Annotated in this window: 17 protein-coding genes; 14 read left to right on the plus strand and 3 right to left on the minus strand. The window is 44.9% G+C overall.

All coding sequences use genetic code 11. The features are described from left to right. The first annotated feature begins 174 nt into the window (after positions 1 to 174). The gene (locus CWB98_RS14495) at positions 175 to 486 is read left to right on the plus strand and encodes a hypothetical protein (RefSeq protein WP_138545511.1); all 312 of its coding nucleotides are present in this window, start codon (positions 175 to 177) and stop codon (positions 484 to 486) included. Beyond that, the gene (locus CWB98_RS14500) at positions 483 to 2,096 is read left to right on the plus strand and encodes a PepSY-associated TM helix domain-containing protein (RefSeq protein WP_138545512.1); all 1,614 of its coding nucleotides are present in this window, start codon (positions 483 to 485) and stop codon (positions 2,094 to 2,096) included. Before CWB98_RS14495 ends, CWB98_RS14500 begins: the two co-directional genes overlap by 4 nt. Positions 2,097 to 2,167: 71 nt before the next feature. On the opposite strand, the gene CWB98_RS14505 is transcribed toward CWB98_RS14500, so the two are convergent. Continuing rightward, positions 2,168 to 2,689, minus strand: coding sequence for a TetR/AcrR family transcriptional regulator (locus CWB98_RS14505; protein ID WP_138545513.1), 522 nt, complete (start codon positions 2,687 to 2,689; stop codon positions 2,168 to 2,170). Between the two features lie 194 nt (positions 2,690 to 2,883). Here CWB98_RS14505 and CWB98_RS14510 point away from each other — a divergent pair, with 194 nt between their 5' ends. The 5 genes from CWB98_RS14510 (at position 2,884) to CWB98_RS14530 (ending at position 8,633) form a co-directional block, all read left to right on the plus strand. Continuing rightward, on the plus strand, positions 2,884 to 3,093 hold the full coding sequence (locus CWB98_RS14510) for a hypothetical protein (protein ID WP_138545514.1): 210 nt from the start codon (positions 2,884 to 2,886) through the stop codon (positions 3,091 to 3,093). Between the two features lie 121 nt (positions 3,094 to 3,214). Continuing rightward, positions 3,215 to 3,697, plus strand: a complete 483-nt coding sequence (gene purE, locus CWB98_RS14515; RefSeq protein WP_138545515.1) for a 5-(carboxyamino)imidazole ribonucleotide mutase — start codon at positions 3,215 to 3,217, stop codon at positions 3,695 to 3,697. Positions 3,698 to 3,699: 2 nt separating this feature from the next. Continuing rightward, positions 3,700 to 4,848, plus strand: a complete 1,149-nt coding sequence (locus tag CWB98_RS14520; protein ID WP_138545516.1) for a 5-(carboxyamino)imidazole ribonucleotide synthase — start codon at positions 3,700 to 3,702, stop codon at positions 4,846 to 4,848. Positions 4,849 to 4,910: 62 nt separating this feature from the next. Further along, a complete protein-coding gene (locus CWB98_RS14525) occupies positions 4,911 to 5,852 on the plus strand; it encodes a YeiH family protein (RefSeq protein WP_138545517.1) in 942 nt (313 codons plus the stop codon). Positions 5,853 to 6,158: 306 nt separating this feature from the next. Further along, positions 6,159 to 8,633, plus strand: a complete 2,475-nt coding sequence (locus CWB98_RS14530; protein WP_171045661.1) for a S9 family peptidase — start codon at positions 6,159 to 6,161, stop codon at positions 8,631 to 8,633. A gap of 42 nt (positions 8,634 to 8,675) precedes the next feature. On the opposite strand, the gene rrtA is transcribed toward CWB98_RS14530, so the two are convergent. Then, positions 8,676 to 9,248, minus strand: coding sequence for a rhombosortase (gene rrtA / locus CWB98_RS14535; RefSeq protein ID WP_138545519.1), 573 nt, complete (start codon positions 9,246 to 9,248; stop codon positions 8,676 to 8,678). Positions 9,249 to 9,330: 82 nt separating this feature from the next. Here rrtA and ggt point away from each other — a divergent pair, with 82 nt between their 5' ends. The 7 genes from ggt to CWB98_RS14570 all read left to right on the plus strand — a co-directional run bounded on the left by ggt (position 9,331) and on the right by CWB98_RS14570 (position 16,702). Beyond that, positions 9,331 to 11,094 carry a gamma-glutamyltransferase gene (ggt, locus tag CWB98_RS14540; RefSeq protein ID WP_138545520.1) on the plus strand — a complete coding sequence of 588 codons (1,764 nt, stop codon included), beginning with the start codon at positions 9,331 to 9,333 and terminating at the stop codon, positions 11,092 to 11,094. 173 nt (positions 11,095 to 11,267) lie between these two features. Then, entirely contained in the window at positions 11,268 to 12,962 is a 1,695-nt protein-coding gene (locus CWB98_RS14545) for an NAD-dependent malic enzyme (RefSeq protein ID WP_138545521.1), read from the plus strand. Positions 12,963 to 13,326: 364 nt separating this feature from the next. After that, positions 13,327 to 14,142 (plus strand): ABC transporter substrate-binding protein, encoded by an 816-nt coding sequence (locus tag CWB98_RS14550; protein ID WP_138545522.1) that lies wholly within the window; start codon positions 13,327 to 13,329, stop codon positions 14,140 to 14,142. Positions 14,143 to 14,232: 90 nt separating this feature from the next. After that, positions 14,233 to 14,931, plus strand: coding sequence for an SIMPL domain-containing protein (locus CWB98_RS14555; protein WP_138545523.1), 699 nt, complete (start codon positions 14,233 to 14,235; stop codon positions 14,929 to 14,931). A 48-nt stretch (positions 14,932 to 14,979) separates the two neighbouring features. Next, entirely contained in the window at positions 14,980 to 15,354 is a 375-nt protein-coding gene (locus CWB98_RS14560) for an MAPEG family protein (protein WP_138545524.1), read from the plus strand. After that, positions 15,354 to 15,992, plus strand: coding sequence for a sulfotransferase (locus CWB98_RS14565; RefSeq protein WP_138545525.1), 639 nt, complete (start codon positions 15,354 to 15,356; stop codon positions 15,990 to 15,992). The genes CWB98_RS14560 and CWB98_RS14565 overlap by 1 nt, the downstream gene beginning before the upstream one ends. Before the next feature lie 137 nt (positions 15,993 to 16,129). Then, positions 16,130 to 16,702, plus strand: a complete 573-nt coding sequence (locus tag CWB98_RS14570; protein ID WP_138545526.1) for a tRNA-(ms[2]io[6]A)-hydroxylase — start codon at positions 16,130 to 16,132, stop codon at positions 16,700 to 16,702. 118 nt (positions 16,703 to 16,820) lie between these two features. Here the strand turns inward: CWB98_RS14570 and CWB98_RS14575 are convergent, their stop codons facing one another. Continuing rightward, positions 16,821 to 17,603 (minus strand): PhzF family phenazine biosynthesis protein, encoded by a 783-nt coding sequence (locus CWB98_RS14575; RefSeq protein WP_138545527.1) that lies wholly within the window; start codon positions 17,601 to 17,603, stop codon positions 16,821 to 16,823. Positions 17,604 to 17,667: the final 64 nt, after the last annotated feature.

Raw genomic sequence — 17,667 nt, forward strand, 5'->3', positions numbered from 1 at the left:
GCTAAACAACGGTTTTCGATTGGCATCTTACCTAATACTGTTTTGTCCATATGGCATTATCTTCCTTCAGAACGAAGGGCCCTCAGTGATTTTCCAGAGCTTTGTCGTGATCATGTTAGGGTTAATTATTTCGCCTTTTTTTGCGCTGTTAAAAAGCAACAAAAAGGGAAAGCTATGAAGAGCGTGGCGCCTATTCAGCCACATTGGTTGAGTAAGTCTCTGGCTGGCGTTGTAGCCGGGGGGCTTTTGAGTTTTGCGTTTGTTGGTCTAATCGTTTGGTTTGGTCCGGATGGTCTCAACGGGACGCTCACAAACTCAGAATTATTGTGGAAAACACAGTTCAACATGTGGATCATCGCGCCTGTCTGGTTGGTAATACTCAGTCTGACTTTTTTGTTTAAAACGGGAAAACAGGCCTGGGGTTATTTGTTATTGGCCAGTGCGGTATGTTTTGCGATGCAGGTGGTTTTCAGGAGTATGTTATGAAAGTGAGGGCGGACATTCTGCGTACCTATCAAACGCTACATACCTGGACTGGTATAACGACCAGCTTACTGTTGTTTATCGGATTTTTTGCTGGTGCATTGGTGATGTTTGCGCCAGAGATCGATCGGTGGGCGACATCTCCGGAAAAACATATGCCTGCAATAGAAGCCGGACAATATGATGAATTGCTGCAAAAAGTGCTACAGGCGTATCCAAAAGCCGCTGACAATGTAACCTTGCATTTTGATAAGTCGTTATCGCCCGTAAGTTGGTATGAGCATGGTAATGGGAGAGGGCTTGCCTTGGATGAGGTTAAGTGGCACGGTACATTGAATAGTGACGGTGAGTTGGTTACCCAACTGGTGCCCGTTAATACGCTTTCGGCTATGCTGGATATGTTACATCGTACTGCAGGGATTATTGGTGAAATTGATCATCATCAGGCTGGTATTTTTGTGCTTGGTATTGCCGCATTTGCCTATTTTATCGCGTTAGTTTCTGGTGTGATATTTCTGCTTCCAACCCTGGTTAAGCGCTTCCAATCTCTGCGCCGGGACGGAGAAAGAAAACGTTTCTGGCTGGATGGTCACAATTTGTTGGGTATTGCGAGCTTACCCTTTCATATTGTGATTGCCATTACCGTGACCGTTTTTGCGTATCATGACCTGTTTTATGGCGGTTTGTCGCAACTTTATGGTGATAAGCCTTTATTCCCACGAAATGAACCTTCAAAAATAGAACGGAATTTAGCAGATTTACCAAAAGTATCAGAACTAGTAGCGAAAGTAGAAGCGCATGCACCCGGTTACGCTGTCTCGTATATTAGATATGGAAACCTGACTAAACCGATTGCATCTGCCAGCGTAGGCGTCGTAAATGAACAGCAGCTGATGCGAGGAGCTTTAAATGACTATGTCTTTATAAATCCTTATACATTTGAAATTGCCTCATCGAGTGCCGCACATCCGGATCAAAACATTTGGGCGAAACTCGTATCTACTTTTTTTAGTCTGCATTTCGGCAGTTATGGCGGGGATTTAGGACGTTGGGCATATTTTTTGATGGGGCTGGCTGGCGCGGGTTTGTTTTATTCTGGGAATATTTTGTGGCTCGAGAAACGGCGTAACAAAGGAGTAAAACAGACTCGGAGTTATAAAGTGATGGGCGCTCTCACCGTTGGTGTCAGCCTTGGAGCACTTATGGGTATCGCGACGGTATTTGCCAGTAATAAATGGCTAACGTTAATGACTGAGAGTATAAATCAGGCTTATTTGTTCCTTTACTATATGAGCTTTTTTAGTGTCGTGGTATCTGCATTTGTTTACGGCCCGGCACGAACTGCAATTTACGGACTTAAACTACTGGCGTTGTTGTGCGTCATGGTGCCTGTAACATCATTTATCGCAGCGGTTATTCCGGGCACAGACCTTTGGACTCCAAACAGTCTGGAAGCGGTTTTGGTGGAAGTGGTGTCGTCACTATTTGGCCTGTTCTTTTGGTTGCTGTCTAAACATATTGTGAATCGCGCCCTACAAAATGAGCCGGGTAGTATCTGGTATTTAAAGGAATCCACGATGACCTCTGAGATATCGGCGAGACATTCTGTTTAGCGCGCAAATCCTGGCAGGGTATGAGGCTCTGCCTTTTTAATATTCATTAAAGAACACATCATACATTATTGTTAATACAATAATGTTAGCTTATTAGTAAGAGTTCGCAGCATAGAGTCTTCACAAGAAGAGGGGTCGGATAAACCCTGAATCAGTGTCATAAAGTAGCAATCCATCATTACTGTTGCCCTTGTTTCATCGTACTCTTGCTCGGCAAAAAGCAGGTGTTTGAAAGCATCAAGTTGCGCTGAAAAGTAAGACTGATGCCAAAGTAGATCGCCCAGTAAAGCTTTACTAAACTCTCTGTGTTGCAAATAAAAAGCGAATAAATGACTGGCATAGTGTCTGAGCTTTAGCCTTGCGGAATGATGCTGATCCGTATTTTGGGCTAGTGTAATAACACCGTCTATTTGCTGATGCATGGCCGTTTTAAGAATATCTATTTTGTTAGGGAAATGACTAAATACTGTGCCTGTGGCAATACCTGCGGCAGTCGCTATCTGCCGGGTTGAAGTATCGGTGTAGCCTTGTGCTATAAACAGTTGCCAACTTTCGTCTAATATCAACTGCCTTGTTTTTTCTCTTTTTTTCATCGGTACTAAGCTGGAAACTTTTTGTCATTATATCACGTCTATAGGGCACCTTAACACATCACATACCAGCCCGTTCAAGGTTTCGTTACACACAAAAAGAGTGTTAGCACTTATTGTAATCGTAATAACCATTGACAATTGAGCACGCTCAATTAAAAATATGAGCGCGCTCAATTATTGATTAAGGAGGCTTTATGTTGCAGCGGTTGATAGGTTATCTCTTGTTTATTCCATTCATTGTGTTCTACAGCTATGTGCTGGGCCCGGCGCTCAAAGTGGTACTCGTTCCCGGCGGGTTGGTTATACTCTTTTTTATTTTAGGACCTGATGCTTTTTTCCATCACTGGCGCAAAGCTAAAGGTATTACTGAAGCGCAAGCACAGAACAGTATTCATCAAAGCTGAAAACACGGCTGTAGGAAATGTCGATTCGCTTTGAAGCGCCACTTCGGTATAATACGCCCGAAGTTGGCGCACACCCCAAAAATATGCGCCTGAATCGTTCAATTTTAACTGAGGAATAATTATGACGGTTGGCATCATCATGGGCTCTAAGTCCGATTGGCCTACAATGCAACATGCAGCGGAGATGTTGGATAAATTCGGTATTGATTACGAGACCAAAGTTGTTTCGGCACACCGTACTCCCCATTTGTTGGCAGAATATGCTTCCTCAGCAGCAGAACGTGGCATTAAGGTCATTATTGCTGGTGCTGGCGGTGCAGCCCATTTGCCAGGCATGGCTGCAGCATTTACCAGCCTGCCAGTATTAGGCGTTCCTGTTAAATCTAAAACTCTCAATGGCGTAGACTCTTTGTTGTCTATCTGCCAGATGCCTAAAGGGGTCGCAGTCGGCACTCTAGCAATCGGTGACGCAGGTGCGGCCAATGCAGGTTTACTGGCCGCACAAATTCTGGGCTGTCAGCAGCCAGAAATCTTTGAGAAAGTTGAGGCGTTCCGCAAGGCACAAACTGACACCGTTCTGGCAAACCCTAACCCAGCAGAGTAGTAATGAAAGTATTAGTATTAGGCGCAGGCCAGTTAGCTCGTATGATGAGCTTGTCTGCCACGCACTTAGATATTCAGGTTTCAGCCTACGATGTGGCGACCCAGCAAGTCACAAATCCAGTAACATTCGAAGCATATAGTGCCACTCTTGAGCAAGCTATTGCTGATGTTGACGCGATTACTGCAGAGTTTGAGCATATCCCTGCGGACATATTGTCTGTGTGTCAGAGGTCGGGGAAGTTTTATCCCGGTGCTGAAGCCATACTGACAGGCGGTGATCGCGCCAAAGAAAAAGCTTTGCTAGAAAAGGCGGAAGTTGCGTGTGCTCCTTATGCATTGATCACTGAAAAAGGCCATTTTCTTGCCGCCATTGAAAAACTAGGTAAACCGCTTGTCGTCAAAACATGTCAGGCTGGATATGACGGTAAGGGTCAGTGGCGTGTCAAACTTGATGACGAAGTAGAGGCGATTTGGCAGGAAATGTCTGAGTTTCTTGCCGCTGGCACAGACACTGCACCGCATGCGATTATTGCCGAGCAAATGATCCCATTTGACCGCGAAGTATCCATTATTGGTGTCAGGGACCATAGCGGTCAATGCCGTATTTACCCTTTGACTGAGAATCAGCATACCAACGGCGTACTGACGTTGTCTGTTGCTGGCAAAGAAAAGTCCGCAATCCAGTCACAGGCAGAATCCGCTTTTGCTGCGATTGCCAATGAGCTCAATTATGTTGGCGTGTTGGCGATAGAGTTTTTTGATGTCAACGGTACTTTGCTGGTTAACGAGATCGCGCCGCGGGTGCACAACTCTGGCCACTGGACTCAGCAAGGCTGCCACGTCAGCCAGTTTGAAAACCACATGCGTGCAGTGACAGGCTTACCCACGGGTGACACTAGCTTGCTAAGACCGACTGCGATGATCAACGTGCTCGGTCAGGATGGTATACCGACAGAAGTGTTGAGTATATCCGGCGTTACCAGTCACTGGTATGGTAAAACGGCAAAGCCCGGCAGAAAAATGGGGCACATTAACGTTTCTGCGAATAGCTTGCACCAATTGGGCGAGCGGCTGGCTGAACTTGCTGAGATACTCCCCGAAGCCGATTATCCCGGCATTGCCCAGACAAGCCATGCCCTGATCCTTAATTAGGGCTATCATCACGCCGGGTTTACCCGGCGTTTTTTACCTGATGACTGCTGGGGAGTAATAACGTGTTATTAAAACGACCTGGTTTACACCGCGCCTTATTTCTGTTTGCGTTCTTGTTTGCGTTGTCTCCATTTGCCAGCGCCTCTTTGGCACTTTTCATTGGCCTGGGGTTTGCGTTGTTTTTGGGTAACCCTTGTCCTGATTTATCCAACTCTGGCTCAAAATGGTTATTAAAGTTAGCCGTCATTGGCTTGGGGTTTAACGTTAATATTGAGGAGGTATTGAGTGTCGGTCGTAGTTCTCTCGTATTAACGATTATCAGTATTACAGCGACGATTGGCTTGGGTGAAATTTTAAGTCAGGTGTTCCGGTTAAACCGCAACACAGGCACACTTATCTCATTTGGCACGGCTATCTGCGGTGGCAGTGCAATTGCTGCTATGGCGCCTGTGATCAAAGCAAAACAAGAAGAAATTGCAATTTCGTTGAGTGTTATCTTTGCTCTTAACGCACTTGGTTTATTGATTTTTCCCTGGCTAGGGCATTACTTTTCTTTGACTGAAAGTCAATTTGCATTATGGAGTGCGCTAGCAATTCATGATACCAGCAGTGTAGTGGCTGCTGCCGCGGTTTATGGTCCGGTCGCACTAACTATGGCTACGACAATTAAGCTGACCCGAGCTATGTGGATTGTCCCTTATGCAGCTATTGCCGGTGTATTTTGGCGTTCATCCGAAAAAGCAAGTATCCCTTTATTCATCATCGGGTTTATTGTAGCGGCTATGATAAATACTTGGTTGCCTGGCTATCAACCTGTCTGGACTGTACTTTATAGCGGTGCAAAGTCAGTTCTGGTAGCGAGCTTGTTTTTGATAGGCAGTGGTGTATCCATGTCAATGTTACGTCAAAGTGGTTGGCGACCGTTTGCGATGGCTTCCGTGCTTTGGTTTATTGTCAGTGGCGTGATGTTGTTACTGATCCTGGACGGCCTGATCTCACTGTGAGGTGAGCCAAACTTAACGGTCGTTCCTGGCATAGATCAACGCGTTACAAAAAAAATAAAATAAATGAATTTTTTTGGAACTTATTACGCCAGTATCAGGTCTACTTTAATGAGGCGTGGATAGGCCTCATTTCATACTCGTTGTCCATCAACGACTATGTGAGCGCAGAGAGTATTTGGCCAGTATTTTTACTGGCCTTTTTTTTGCAATAATCGTTCTGTTAGGTTGTTTATCTTAAATTGTTCGAATTCTCCGTATTCTTCTGCTTAAATTAGCCCACAATAACAATCTTAGACAATTCATATAATGAAACAATCTCTAACTTCTCTTGCCGTGGCGTCAGCGCTGTTCCTAGCCGGATGTCAGGTCACCCAATCAAGTCATAATAATTCGACCTCATACGAAACCCAACCCGCAAATGTGATGACAACTAAAGCAGTCACAGGGTCTGAATTGATCACGCTAGAACAGGCTATGGCTCATCCTGACTGGCTTGGTCGAAAGCCCGAAGAGGGGTTCTGGAGTGCAGACAGTCAATCTGTGCTGTTTGAACAAAAACAAGTGGGTAGTAATCTGAGAGATACTTTCAAATATGGCGAAAAAGGTCTTGAGCAAGTCGCATTATCTGACAAACATCAGATAGGTGCCCTAAACGCGGTATATTCTCACGATGGTAAACTGCAAGCCTACATTTTTGCGGGTAATGTATTTGTAAAAGACATTACGACCAATGCAGTTCGTCAGTTAACTCGCTCAAGTCGGACGGCAAAACAAGTGCAGTTTCTGACATCCGGTGATCTTGCTTATTTAACGGACAACACTTTTTACACTATAGACTTGGAGTCTGGACTTACAACCGAAATAGCTAAGCTAGTACTTGGTAATCCACCTGAAGGTGTGTTGGAGCCAAAAGGTTATATAGCTCAGGAACAGCACAAGCTAATTGACTATGTGGCGCTACAACATAAAAATGCAAAAGATGTACAAAACCGCAAAAAAGCGCTGGTTGAGCAAAACGCAACCCTTGACGACAACAAGTTTTACCTGGGTACAGGTCAGCGTATTGTTGAAGCCAGTTTATCTCCAGCTGGGGATAAATTGATCGTGGCAATAACCAAGGACGCTCCTGAGCGTAGTGAACAGGACATCATGCCTAACTATGTGTCTCAGGACGGTAATATTGATCCGGTTGAAGCAAGAAGCCGCGTAGCAGATAATAAGCCTGTCGAGCATAGCCTCGTGTATATAGATCTCAATAGCAAGCAACAAAACACGCTGCCCTACGACACTTTACCGGGATTTGATGAAGATGTATTGGCAGAAGTCAGGAAAGAGAATGCGCTGGCACTTGGTAAATCGTATACCAGTAAAAAAGCGCCCCGACATATTACGTTGATGCTTGATTGGGCGTGGGATCAGTCTGCAATTCAATGGAATACTCAGGGCTCTGAGGTGGCTGTCATGCTAGAGTCCTGGGACAATAAAGACCGTTGGATTGCAAGCGTCGATTTTAATAACAATAAGCTGGTTTCGCAGCATCGTTTGCACGATGAAGCCTGGGTAAATTACACGCACAATGATTTTGGTTGGCTTAATAACCAAGATACGCTGTATTACCTGTCAGAGGAGTCAGGTTACAGTCATTTGTATACTAAGCCACTAAACGGTGATGCAAAGCAACTGACTTCAGGAAAATATGAGGTATCAGAGCTTACGCCGACAAAAGATAACAAGTCCATCTACTTTAAGGCAAACATCAAGCACCCTGGTATCTATGAAATTTACCGAGTTGCGCTGCAATCAGGTGAAGTTGAAGCACTCACAAACCTTGATGGTATGACCGATTATGTTTTGAGCCCTGATGAAAGCAAACTGCTACTGACGCATTCAAAAATTGTCATGCCGCCTGAGTTGTTTATTGCTGATGCTAAACCAGGCAGCACGCCAAAACAAATCACCCATACTGTGTCTCAGGAATTTCTGAATAAAAAACTGATATCACCAAAAGTGGTGGCTGTGCCATCAAGCAATACCGAGCAACCGATTTATGCCAAGGTATACTATCCAGCTGACTATCAGGAAGGGGAGCAGGGCAAAACACGCAAAGCCGTGATCTTTAACCATGGCGCCGGCTACCTACAAAATTCACATATGGGCTGGTCTGTGTATTTTCGTGAATTTATGTTCCACTCCTTGCTTGCCAGCGAAGGCTACGTCGTGATGGATATGGACTACCGGGCCTCAAAAGGTTACGGTCGAGACTGGCGTACAGCTATCTACCGCCATATGGGTAAACCAGAGATAGAAGATTTGGCAGATGGCGTTAACTGGATGGTCGAAAACGTCAACGTCGACAAAAACTCTGTTGGTACCTATGGTGGCTCTTATGGTGGGTTTATGACTTTCATGGCCTTATTTACTCAGCCAGAGCTGTTCCAGGCGGGTGCTGCGCTTAGACCCGTTACTGACTGGGCCTATTATAACGACCCCTATACCTCGAATATTTTGAATCGCCCAGCAGATGACCCTATTGCGTATCGCCGCAGCTCGCCCATATATTTTGCTGAGGGACTAAATAAACCTATGTTGATCAATGCACCTATGATTGACGACAATGTCTTTTTTCAGGATGTTGTACGTTTGGTACAGAGGTTAATTGAACTTGAGAAAGAGAACTTCGAAACGGCCATTTATCCTGTAGAGCCACACGGGTTCGTGCAGCCCTCGAGCTGGTTAGATGAATACCGCCGCATCTACAAATTGTTTAAAGAAAATCTATAGTTAATGTACAGCGCAGATCTGTCGATCTGCGCTGTTAAACGTTCACTTTTTCTGCCACAACAGAGGTATCGCCAGTACCAGCCCTCCGACGGCACCAATTAAGTGTGATTCAATGGCAACACGAGACGAAATGAGTTGACCTACATCTTCACTGGGGCCAGCGTATTGTTCCCACACCAGCTTGCCAGCAATACCAAGAAATAACAGGATACCGGTTCTTTCGCCCACTTTTATATCCTTGACTGCTCCCCAGACAATAACGCCGTGCAACAGGCCACTGAGTCCCGTATAAATACGAATATCCGGGCAAAATAACCAGATCCCGACTCCGGTCCACAATCCAAGTATCAAGAGGTGAAGTGCATAAACTTTAGGAGTACGATACTCTGCATGGAGTACCCAGATAAACACAACGCCAACTGCGTTCAGTAACCAATGCATCCAGTTGGTATGAACATACTGACTGGTCCATATCCGCCATAGCTCGCCCTGATCAATCAGCTCTCGGTTAAAAACCAGTATTTCCCTGATTGATGGGATCATCAGTAAAGTACAAAACAACATTAAAACGAGCGGCGGAAGAAGGTAACGAGGCGCCAAAGGGAGTTCAAACATAATATTTCTTAGAATTTTTTTGCATATTGTGCCTGTTTACTTTTATGATGCCAATCATCTATCAGAAGAATTTCCAGACTCTATGAAATATCGCCTATCACTTGCCGCACTGGCGCTTGGCGCCGCGTTACCATTCACTTCTTTAGCCCTAGACAATAACACCAGAGAAGTCAGAGAACCCGAAGCCGCAACCGGCTTACAGCTAAAAAAAGAGAAGACGGCCAAAAAGTATATGGTCGTTGCAGCCAATGCACATGCGAGCAAAGCCGGCCAGCTCATGTTACAACAGGGTGGCAGTGCTATTGATGCTGCCATTGCAGCGCAACTGGTGCTAACGCTTGTAGAGCCCCAGTCCTCGGGGATCGGGGGAGGTGCCTTTATTCTTCATTACGACAAAGAAAATGAATACCTGACAACGTTCGATGGTCGGGAAACGGCACCTAAAGCAGCAACTCCCTCATTGTTCTTAGACAAAGAAGGTAAACCCGTACGTTGGATAGAAGCCGTTGTAGGAGGGCGCTCTGTTGGCACACCGGGTGTGTTACATGCAATGAAGCAAGCGCATGATAAATACGGCAAATTGAAGTGGCGCCATCTGTTTAAGCCTGCAATAGAGCTTGCTGAAAACGGTTTTTTGGTATCTCCACGACTTCATATGCTGTTAAAAAAAGAGCTTAACCCTGGGTTGACCAAATTATCCCCAGCCAAAGAATATTTTTATCCTGAAGGCAAAGCACTGGAAGCCGGTACTCTGTTAAAGAACCCAGAACTTGCGAGATTATACCGAGAGATTGCAGAGTTTGGCTTGAAAGGTTTTTACGAAGGTAAAAATGCCGATGATATAGTGCGCGCAGTCCAAAAATCGGCGATTGCGCCGGGTGTATTGTCGTTATCTGATCTTAAAAGCTACCACAGTAAAGAGCGTGCCCCCATTTGTACCACCTACCACAGTTACAGGGTGTGTTCAATGGCCCCACCAAGCAGTGGCGGGATTGCCGTTTTGCAGATCCTGAAACTACTCGAGGGTAAGAAGCTTAGTCAATATAAGCCAAATGACCCTGAAGCCCTCCATTTATTTACTCAGGCTTCTCGGTTGGCTTTTGCTGATCGTAACTATTATATTGCCGATCCTGACTTTGTAGAAGTGCCAACTCAGGGCTTGCTGAACCCCGTTTACCTAAAGCAAAGAGCCGCACTTATCACGGATAAAGACAATAAAGAGGTTCCTATTGGCGACCCTAGTATGGGCAAGCTGGCTTACGCACAAGACAACAGCTACGAGTTGCCATCAACCACACACTTATCGATTGTGGATGCACAGGGCAATGCGGTTTCTATGACTTCTTCTATTGAAATGGCCTTTGGCTCAACCGTCATGGTCAACGGGTACCTGTTAAACAACCAACTGACCGACTTCGCGTTGTCTCCAAAAATTGGAGACCTTTGGGTCGCGAACAGAGTAGAAGCTAACAAGCGTCCACGCAGCTCAATGTCTCCTGTCATGGTATTCAACAAGGATGGCTCATTGAAACTTGTTGTTGGCTCACCGGGTGGTAGTCGCATCATCAATTATGTGGCCCAAACAGTGATTGGTGTGCTTGACTGGGACATGTCACCACAACAGGCTATTGACCTGCCAAGGATAACAAATCGTAACCAATACACCACGCTGGAAAAAGGCACTGAGGTGGCCAAGTTAAAACCGCTGCTGGAAGCAAAGGGCCATACGGTCAGAGTCCGAGACCTCAATTCGGGTATTCATGCCATCGCAGTGACAGAAGATCTGTTATTGGGAGGGGCTGATCCACGCAGGGAAGGCGCCGCAATGGGAGAATCCAGCGAGTAAGTTTGGCGCTTAAGATCGATTTACCGTATAATGTACGGCTCTGTTTACGCATTGACCATGCCTGAACAGAGCCGTTTTTTATTGGTCTGACATGCTTAAAATTCATTGAATTTTAATGCATTTGCGCAATAATAATTCCTTGTACTTAATTTAACGAGTCACAGCTTGTAAATATGACTAAACAATCCGATCCCAATTATCTCTACATTCCATACTCTGGCCCAACGCTTTTAGAAACTCCGCTATTAAATAAGGGCAGTGCATTTAGTCAGCGCGAACGAGAAAACTTTAACCTGACAGGTCTCGTTCCTCCCCGTTTTGAAACCATAGAAGAGCAGGTCGAACGCTGTTATCAGCAGTTCTCAAGTTTCAGCGATAACCTTAACAAGCATATTTATTTGCGTGCTATACAGGACAACAACGAAACCCTGTATTATCGTCTTGTGCGTGATCACCTGGAAGAAATGATGCCTATCATTTACACGCCAACGGTAGGTGATGCATGCGAAAAGTTTTCCGACATTTACCGCAGCTCGCGCGGGTTATTCATTTCTTACGAAGAACGCCATCAAATTGACGATATTTTACGTAACGCGACCAAAAATAAGGTTAAGGTTATCGTAGTGACCGACGGTGAGCGTATTCTGGGTCTGGGTGACCAGGGGATCGGTGGAATGGGTATCCCAATCGGTAAGCTGGCATTATACACTGTATGTGGTGGGATCAGCCCAGCATACACCTTACCAGTAATGCTCGATGTAGGAACAAATAACGAAAAGTTACTGAATGACCCCATGTATATGGGCGCACGTCATAAACGCATTTCTCAGGACGAATACGACGAGTTCTTGGATCTATTTATCAAAGCCGTTAAGCGTCGCTGGCCAAACGTTTTACTCCAGTTTGAAGACTTTGCTCAACCCAATGCAATGCCTTTGTTGGGTCGTTATCGTGACGAAATTTGCTGTTTCAACGATGATATACAAGGTACTGCCTCAGTTACCGTTGGCTCTTTGTTGGCGGCTTGCCGCGTTAAAGGTACAAAGTTATCTGAGCAAAAGGTGGTGTTTGTTGGAGCGGGTTCTGCCGGCTGTGGTATTGCAGAACAGATCATTGCACAAATGGTTTCCGAAGGTATTTCTGACGAGCAAGCTCGTAGCCAGATATTCATGGTCGATCGTTATGGTCTTCTGACCGAAGGCATGGAAGGATTACGCGACTTCCAGGCAGCATTGGTTCAATCAAAATCGGCGCTTGAAAACTGGAACTTCAGTGGTGAATTTGCGTCTTTACTTGATGTGATGCACTGCGCTCAGCCAGATATTCTGATCGGCGTATCCGGTCAGCCTGGTTTATTCACCGAGCAGGTTATCAAAGCGATGCACTCTGGGTGTGAACGTCCAATTATCTTCCCACTGAGCAACCCGTCGCGTCAGGTTGAAGCACATCCAAAAGATGTGATTGAGTGGACTGAAGGTCAGGCGATCGTCGCAACAGGTAGTCCGTTTGAACCTGTCGATTTTAACGGTCAAATCTTTACGATTCCGCAGTGTAACAACAGCTACATTTTCCCGGGTATTGGGCTGGGCGTTTTGGCAGCTAAGGCCTCACGCATCACAGAGTCTATGCTGATGATTGCCAGTGAAACACTTGCAGAGTCTTCACCATGGGCTAATACAGGTAAAGGCAGTTTGCTTCCTTCGCTGGTTGAAATTGAGCCACTCAGTAAGCGAATCGCATTTGCTGTGGCCAAGAAAGCGATGGAAGAAGGCGTTGCACTGGAGATGCCGGAAGATCTCATCTGGACAGCCATTGAGAAAAATTACTGGTTACCAGAGTACCGCAACTACAAGCGTTGTAGTGTGTAACTAAATTGAGGCGCGATAAAGAAACTCGCGCCTTTTTTCTGCAACTCATCCCCACTAGTTGAATAGCAATATTTATTATTGTTGAACCGGCCTCCCCAACACTGGTGTAGTTGAGATGCAAAGGCATTATGCGTGGCTGTACAGGCAGCACTAATTAAATATCCAATGCCAGAATATACCCGTGAAATTGCTTATGGCGCTTTCTTTCTTTTTGAGCCACACTTATATTGAGCGCTGATCGATCAGTGCTGGTTGTGCATGGAGCACTGATAGAAAGTCTCTGCAGATCCGACCCCCTTTTTTGCTTGTAAGCAGGAACCCAGCAAAACCGGTTTTGCATAGATGTTCGAGTTAGGTGAACTGAATGCGCTGTGCTATCGTCGCTGTTTTGTTGGTCATGTCTGTTACTGTAAGAAGTGAACCTATCTACGTAGATATTATTTCAGACTACTCTCCAGATTCAAATAAAGCCCCCGCCGATCTAGCGACCCAGCTACTCCTTAAATTGGAGCAAACGCTTCAGGGAAAGTTAGTTCTGGCCTTTATGCCAGCCAGCCGAAAAAGGGAGTGGCGAGAACTGGTTCGTAATTCTAGAGCGTGCCTGTACAACAAAGTTAAGACACCCGAGCGAGAAGCCATGGCTTTATTTACACCTTATCCGTTAATGTCATTTCCTGCCAATCGCTTAATACTCAAAGATCAATCTAATATTCCCGATACGATTTCACTGGGGACAGTCGTCAGAATGGGGTTAAATATCGGCGTATCAGAGGGCCGCTCTTATGGACTGGAAATTGACAATTTTATCGCCGCAAACCAATCCGCTTTTTGGGTCGCACAGGGTAATCAAAGTGCTTACCGGCTTAGGGTGATGCTAAGTCAAGGAAAATTGGATGGAATAATAGAGTACAGCTCTGTATTTATTACCGAGCACCCTTCGGCACAGGCACTGAACAGCTACAGTTTCCATGCCATCGAAGAGGCTGGGTTGACAATTTTTGGCTACATAGCGTGTGCAAAATCCAACGAGGGAAAGAAAGCTATCGACCTATTACAGTCTGCACTTGAAAGACCAGATTTGCAGCAAGCAATTCTTAGCGCCCATACTGGGTTATTCTTTGAGCAAGAAGAACCCTTCATCATTCGCTCTTTACACAAAGCGTATAACATTCAGCATTGATTAACAAACTTATGCTTTAATTGACTCAACTCTTATGGTTTTATAATTCAACACTATTTTATCTTATTTGATTAAAGTAAGGAGGCGTCCATGCGCTCACTTTTAGCCGCTGCAATTTTTGCGATCAGCACCAGCGCACAAGCAGGCAGTTTGCCCGAAGGCCCGCACTTGTATGTTAAAGGAATGTCTTCCTTGGAAGTACAGCCTGACGCAGCCATTATTCGTGTCGCGATAACTGAAAAACACAAGTCATTACCAGATGCGAAATCAAATGTTGATCAAATCATGGCAAAGGCGATTCAGATAGCCAGAGATTTTGATATAAAAACCAATGATATCCATGCGGAGCAGCTTAATGTCCATCGCCAGACACGCTACAATCGAGCCAACAACGAAGAAGAGTTCGATGGTTTCAGGGTTAGCCGTAGTCTGACAGTAAAGCTAAAAGACCTTGCAGAATACCCAAACCTGCTACAGGCGTTTGTAGACAGTGGCATTAATCAATTTAATAACACTGAATTTGTCGTTGAAGACAAAGCCGAGTACATGAAAAAGCTTAAAAAGTCAGCCATTGAAGAGGCTAAAGCTGCAGCCAGAGAGCTTGCAGATGACTTTGACGTTGAGCTGGGTCGATTATATTCCGTGTCGTTTTCACCTATGAATGTGCCTGTGCAGCCTTATGCCCGTGGTAAAATGATGGCAGCAGAATCTATGGATGTCAGTCAGGCTTACAATACCGGAGATACAACACTCACAGCTGAAGTGTATGCGGTATATTTTATCGAGTAAACTCTCTATACTGGACCTACTTATAATACTTACAAGTAGGTCTGCGTTATGATAACAGGATTTTTTGCTGCAATATTTACGCTTTTTTATATCAAACTCAGTTTTGATATCATAGGTTTACGTCACAAACACAAAGTTGCGCTTGGAGATGGTGGAAACCCCGCCTTAGAAAGAGCGATCCGCGCCCATGGCAACTTCATGGAATATACGCCTTTACTATTGATACTGTTATTTGCTTTAGAATTTCAAGGTGGTCAGGCAATTTGGCTATACATTACGGGCAGCACTTACTTAATCGGCCGTATTTTACACTCATTCGCGCTGAATATGGCTAACCTGAAGCTACGCGTTTTGGGCATGGCATTAAGCTTTTTGTCACTACTAGCACTGTCAATTATTAATATCTATTGTTACTTCGTTTAATGGAAAAGATTTTTATTACCGGACTGCCTAGGACCGGTACTACTAGTGTATGTGCTGCTTTTTTAGAACTAGGTTTTAAAACAGCACATACAGCCTATACCCGAGAAACATTTTCTCAAGCTCAGGTCATAGCTGATACCCCTGTGTTCAATGACTACAAAACACTGTCAGAGCTGTACCCAAACAGCCGCTTTGTTTATCTGGACAGGGCCATGTCAAGCTGGGTTCCCTCAATAAGGCGCTTACTAACCCGCATGTTACCAAGGTTGGAAACCCAGCAGGGCGGCTTCAATGACACCTTGAAACGTTGCTACTTTGATATCTTTGAACACTTGAGCGCTGACAATATTGCATGCGATCAATACCTGATAGATATCTACCAAAAACACCGAATTGATTGCCTTAGCTTTTTAGAACGCAAGCAGCAAAAACACCTGATATTGGACGTAGCTCAACCAGACAGCTTACATACACTGAAGGACTTTCTTGGTATTCAAACTGATCACGCGATGACCATGCCAAACCTTAATCAGGGAGGAAAAGTGACAGCGTGGAAGCAAATTGATCACCCACTGAAAATAGAATCTACCCGAAACGGAAAAGCAGACAGAGACAGTCTTCTTTATAGCACGGCTTAGTGATGTCGAATTAAATGTCCGATACTATCACCGTAGGTATTGTGTAAACACAAGGGCAGGGCCTATGCTCCTGGTTTGGATATTACGGCCATTCTTGGGTAAAATACCCGGAAAATCGATAACAGAATAAATGACAGATGTTTGAACTAAAATTCCACACCCCTTTCGAATGGACGCATAAAGTCATGGCTGAGTTTGATATCTTTTTACAGGATCACGCTGCAGCTGAGAAAAAAGCCTCCGGTATGGCCATGTCAATGCTGAGCCATTATCCGGATCGAATCAAACTCGTAAAAGCAATGGCAGACCTTGCCATTGAAGAGATGATCCACTTTAAACAGGTACTCAAGTTATTGACTGATCGCCAGGTCACTTTGGGCAATGACAAAGCCGATCCCTATATTAAAAAAATGCGTGCGCTATTTCGTCAGGGCTCAGATGAATTTTTAATTGATCGCTTGTTGGTAGCAGCTGTGATTGAAGCGCGAGGTCACGAGCGTTTTTCGCTGGTTGCGGAAGCCTTACCAGAAGGCAAAGAAAAAGACTTTTACGTGACTATTGCCAAGTCGGAAGAAAAACACAAAAACCTGTTTGTCGAGCTGAGTTACGAGTACTTTGACAAAGCGGTTATCGATGCACGCCTGGAAGAAATACTGATTGCAGAAGCTGAAATCTGCGAAAGTATACCATTTACCGCTGCATTGCATTAATTGTATAAAAATAGGGCTAAAAAGTTCTATTTTTCATTATGTTAAATTAAATGGCAAATAAAAAAGAGAGAAGGTTGCTGCTCTCTTTTTTATTTTTATGAACCACTTTCAGTCGTGTTTAGATAGAAATTTGACCCTGCAAATAATCTACAGCATCACCTTCAAGTATTACTCTGTCTTCGACAAGCGTACACTTTATCTTCCCGATTCGTTCAGACAACTGCTGTGCTGTCAGTTTATTTTTGTCTAGTCGCTCACGCCAGTAAGGTGCCAGCTGACAATGAGCTGAGCCCGTAACGGGATCTTCATTGACACGAAGTTTCGGGTAAAAACAGCGACTGACAAAATCAACGGAGTCTCCGGGGGCTGTAACAACAACACCACGTAATTCAAGCTGAGCTAACTTCTCGAATTCTGGCACAATCGCTTTGACTTCAGACTCATTGCTTAGCACAACAATATAATCAAAACCCGCCAACACACATTCAGCACTTGAAATACCCAGACCAGTCAGAAGTTTATCGGGTTCTTCAACAGGTTGAGGAAGTGTAGCGGGGAAGTCCATACTGTATCCCTCAGGCACCTTTGTCACCAAGAGTAAGCCACTACGTGTTTGGAAATGGAGCGTTTGACCACGATAGCCTAAATGAGTGAACAAAACGTGAGCGGCGGCCAGGGTTGCATGACCACATAAGTCCACTTCACCTTTAGGCGTAAACCAGCGTAGTTGGTAGTTGTTTTCTTCCAAGACGAAAAAGGCCGTTTCCGATAAATTATTTTCTTCCGCTATTTTTTGTAGTAAGTCGTCTGGCAGCCAACTTTTCAAAGGTAACACAGCAGCCGGGTTACCTTCAAACACCGCAGATGCAAACGCATCAACCTGATAAATATCTAATTTCACATTATACCCACTGTACGTTTTACCGACCTCAACATAACACGAGTGTATAAGTTCGGCCAGCAAA

The sequence above is a fragment of the Pseudoalteromonas rubra genome (assembly GCF_005887115.1).
Taxonomy (GTDB): domain Bacteria; phylum Pseudomonadota; class Gammaproteobacteria; order Enterobacterales; family Alteromonadaceae; genus Pseudoalteromonas; species Pseudoalteromonas rubra_F.

What these genes read in the sequence shown, in the direction of transcription:
- CWB98_RS14495 (WP_138545511.1), top strand. Translation starts at nt 175, where the DNA reads ATGAAGAGCGTGGCGCCTATTCAGCCACATTGGTTGAGTAAGTCTCTG.
- CWB98_RS14500 (WP_138545512.1), top strand. Translation starts at nt 483, where the DNA reads ATGAAAGTGAGGGCGGACATTCTGCGTACCTATCAAACGCTACATACC.
- CWB98_RS14505 (WP_138545513.1), bottom strand. Translation starts at nt 2,689, where the DNA reads ATGAAAAAAAGAGAAAAAACAAGGCAGTTGATATTAGACGAAAGTTGG.
- CWB98_RS14510 (WP_138545514.1), top strand. Translation starts at nt 2,884, where the DNA reads ATGTTGCAGCGGTTGATAGGTTATCTCTTGTTTATTCCATTCATTGTG.
- purE (WP_138545515.1), top strand. Translation starts at nt 3,215, where the DNA reads ATGACGGTTGGCATCATCATGGGCTCTAAGTCCGATTGGCCTACAATG.
- CWB98_RS14520 (WP_138545516.1), top strand. Translation starts at nt 3,700, where the DNA reads ATGAAAGTATTAGTATTAGGCGCAGGCCAGTTAGCTCGTATGATGAGC.
- CWB98_RS14530 (WP_171045661.1), top strand. Translation starts at nt 6,159, where the DNA reads ATGAAACAATCTCTAACTTCTCTTGCCGTGGCGTCAGCGCTGTTCCTA.
- rrtA (WP_138545519.1), bottom strand. Translation starts at nt 9,248, where the DNA reads ATGTTTGAACTCCCTTTGGCGCCTCGTTACCTTCTTCCGCCGCTCGTT.
- ggt (WP_138545520.1), top strand. Translation starts at nt 9,331, where the DNA reads ATGAAATATCGCCTATCACTTGCCGCACTGGCGCTTGGCGCCGCGTTA.
- CWB98_RS14545 (WP_138545521.1), top strand. Translation starts at nt 11,268, where the DNA reads ATGACTAAACAATCCGATCCCAATTATCTCTACATTCCATACTCTGGC.
- CWB98_RS14550 (WP_138545522.1), top strand. Translation starts at nt 13,327, where the DNA reads ATGCGCTGTGCTATCGTCGCTGTTTTGTTGGTCATGTCTGTTACTGTA.
- CWB98_RS14555 (WP_138545523.1), top strand. Translation starts at nt 14,233, where the DNA reads ATGCGCTCACTTTTAGCCGCTGCAATTTTTGCGATCAGCACCAGCGCA.
- CWB98_RS14560 (WP_138545524.1), top strand. Translation starts at nt 14,980, where the DNA reads ATGATAACAGGATTTTTTGCTGCAATATTTACGCTTTTTTATATCAAA.
- CWB98_RS14565 (WP_138545525.1), top strand. Translation starts at nt 15,354, where the DNA reads ATGGAAAAGATTTTTATTACCGGACTGCCTAGGACCGGTACTACTAGT.
- CWB98_RS14570 (WP_138545526.1), top strand. Translation starts at nt 16,130, where the DNA reads ATGTTTGAACTAAAATTCCACACCCCTTTCGAATGGACGCATAAAGTC.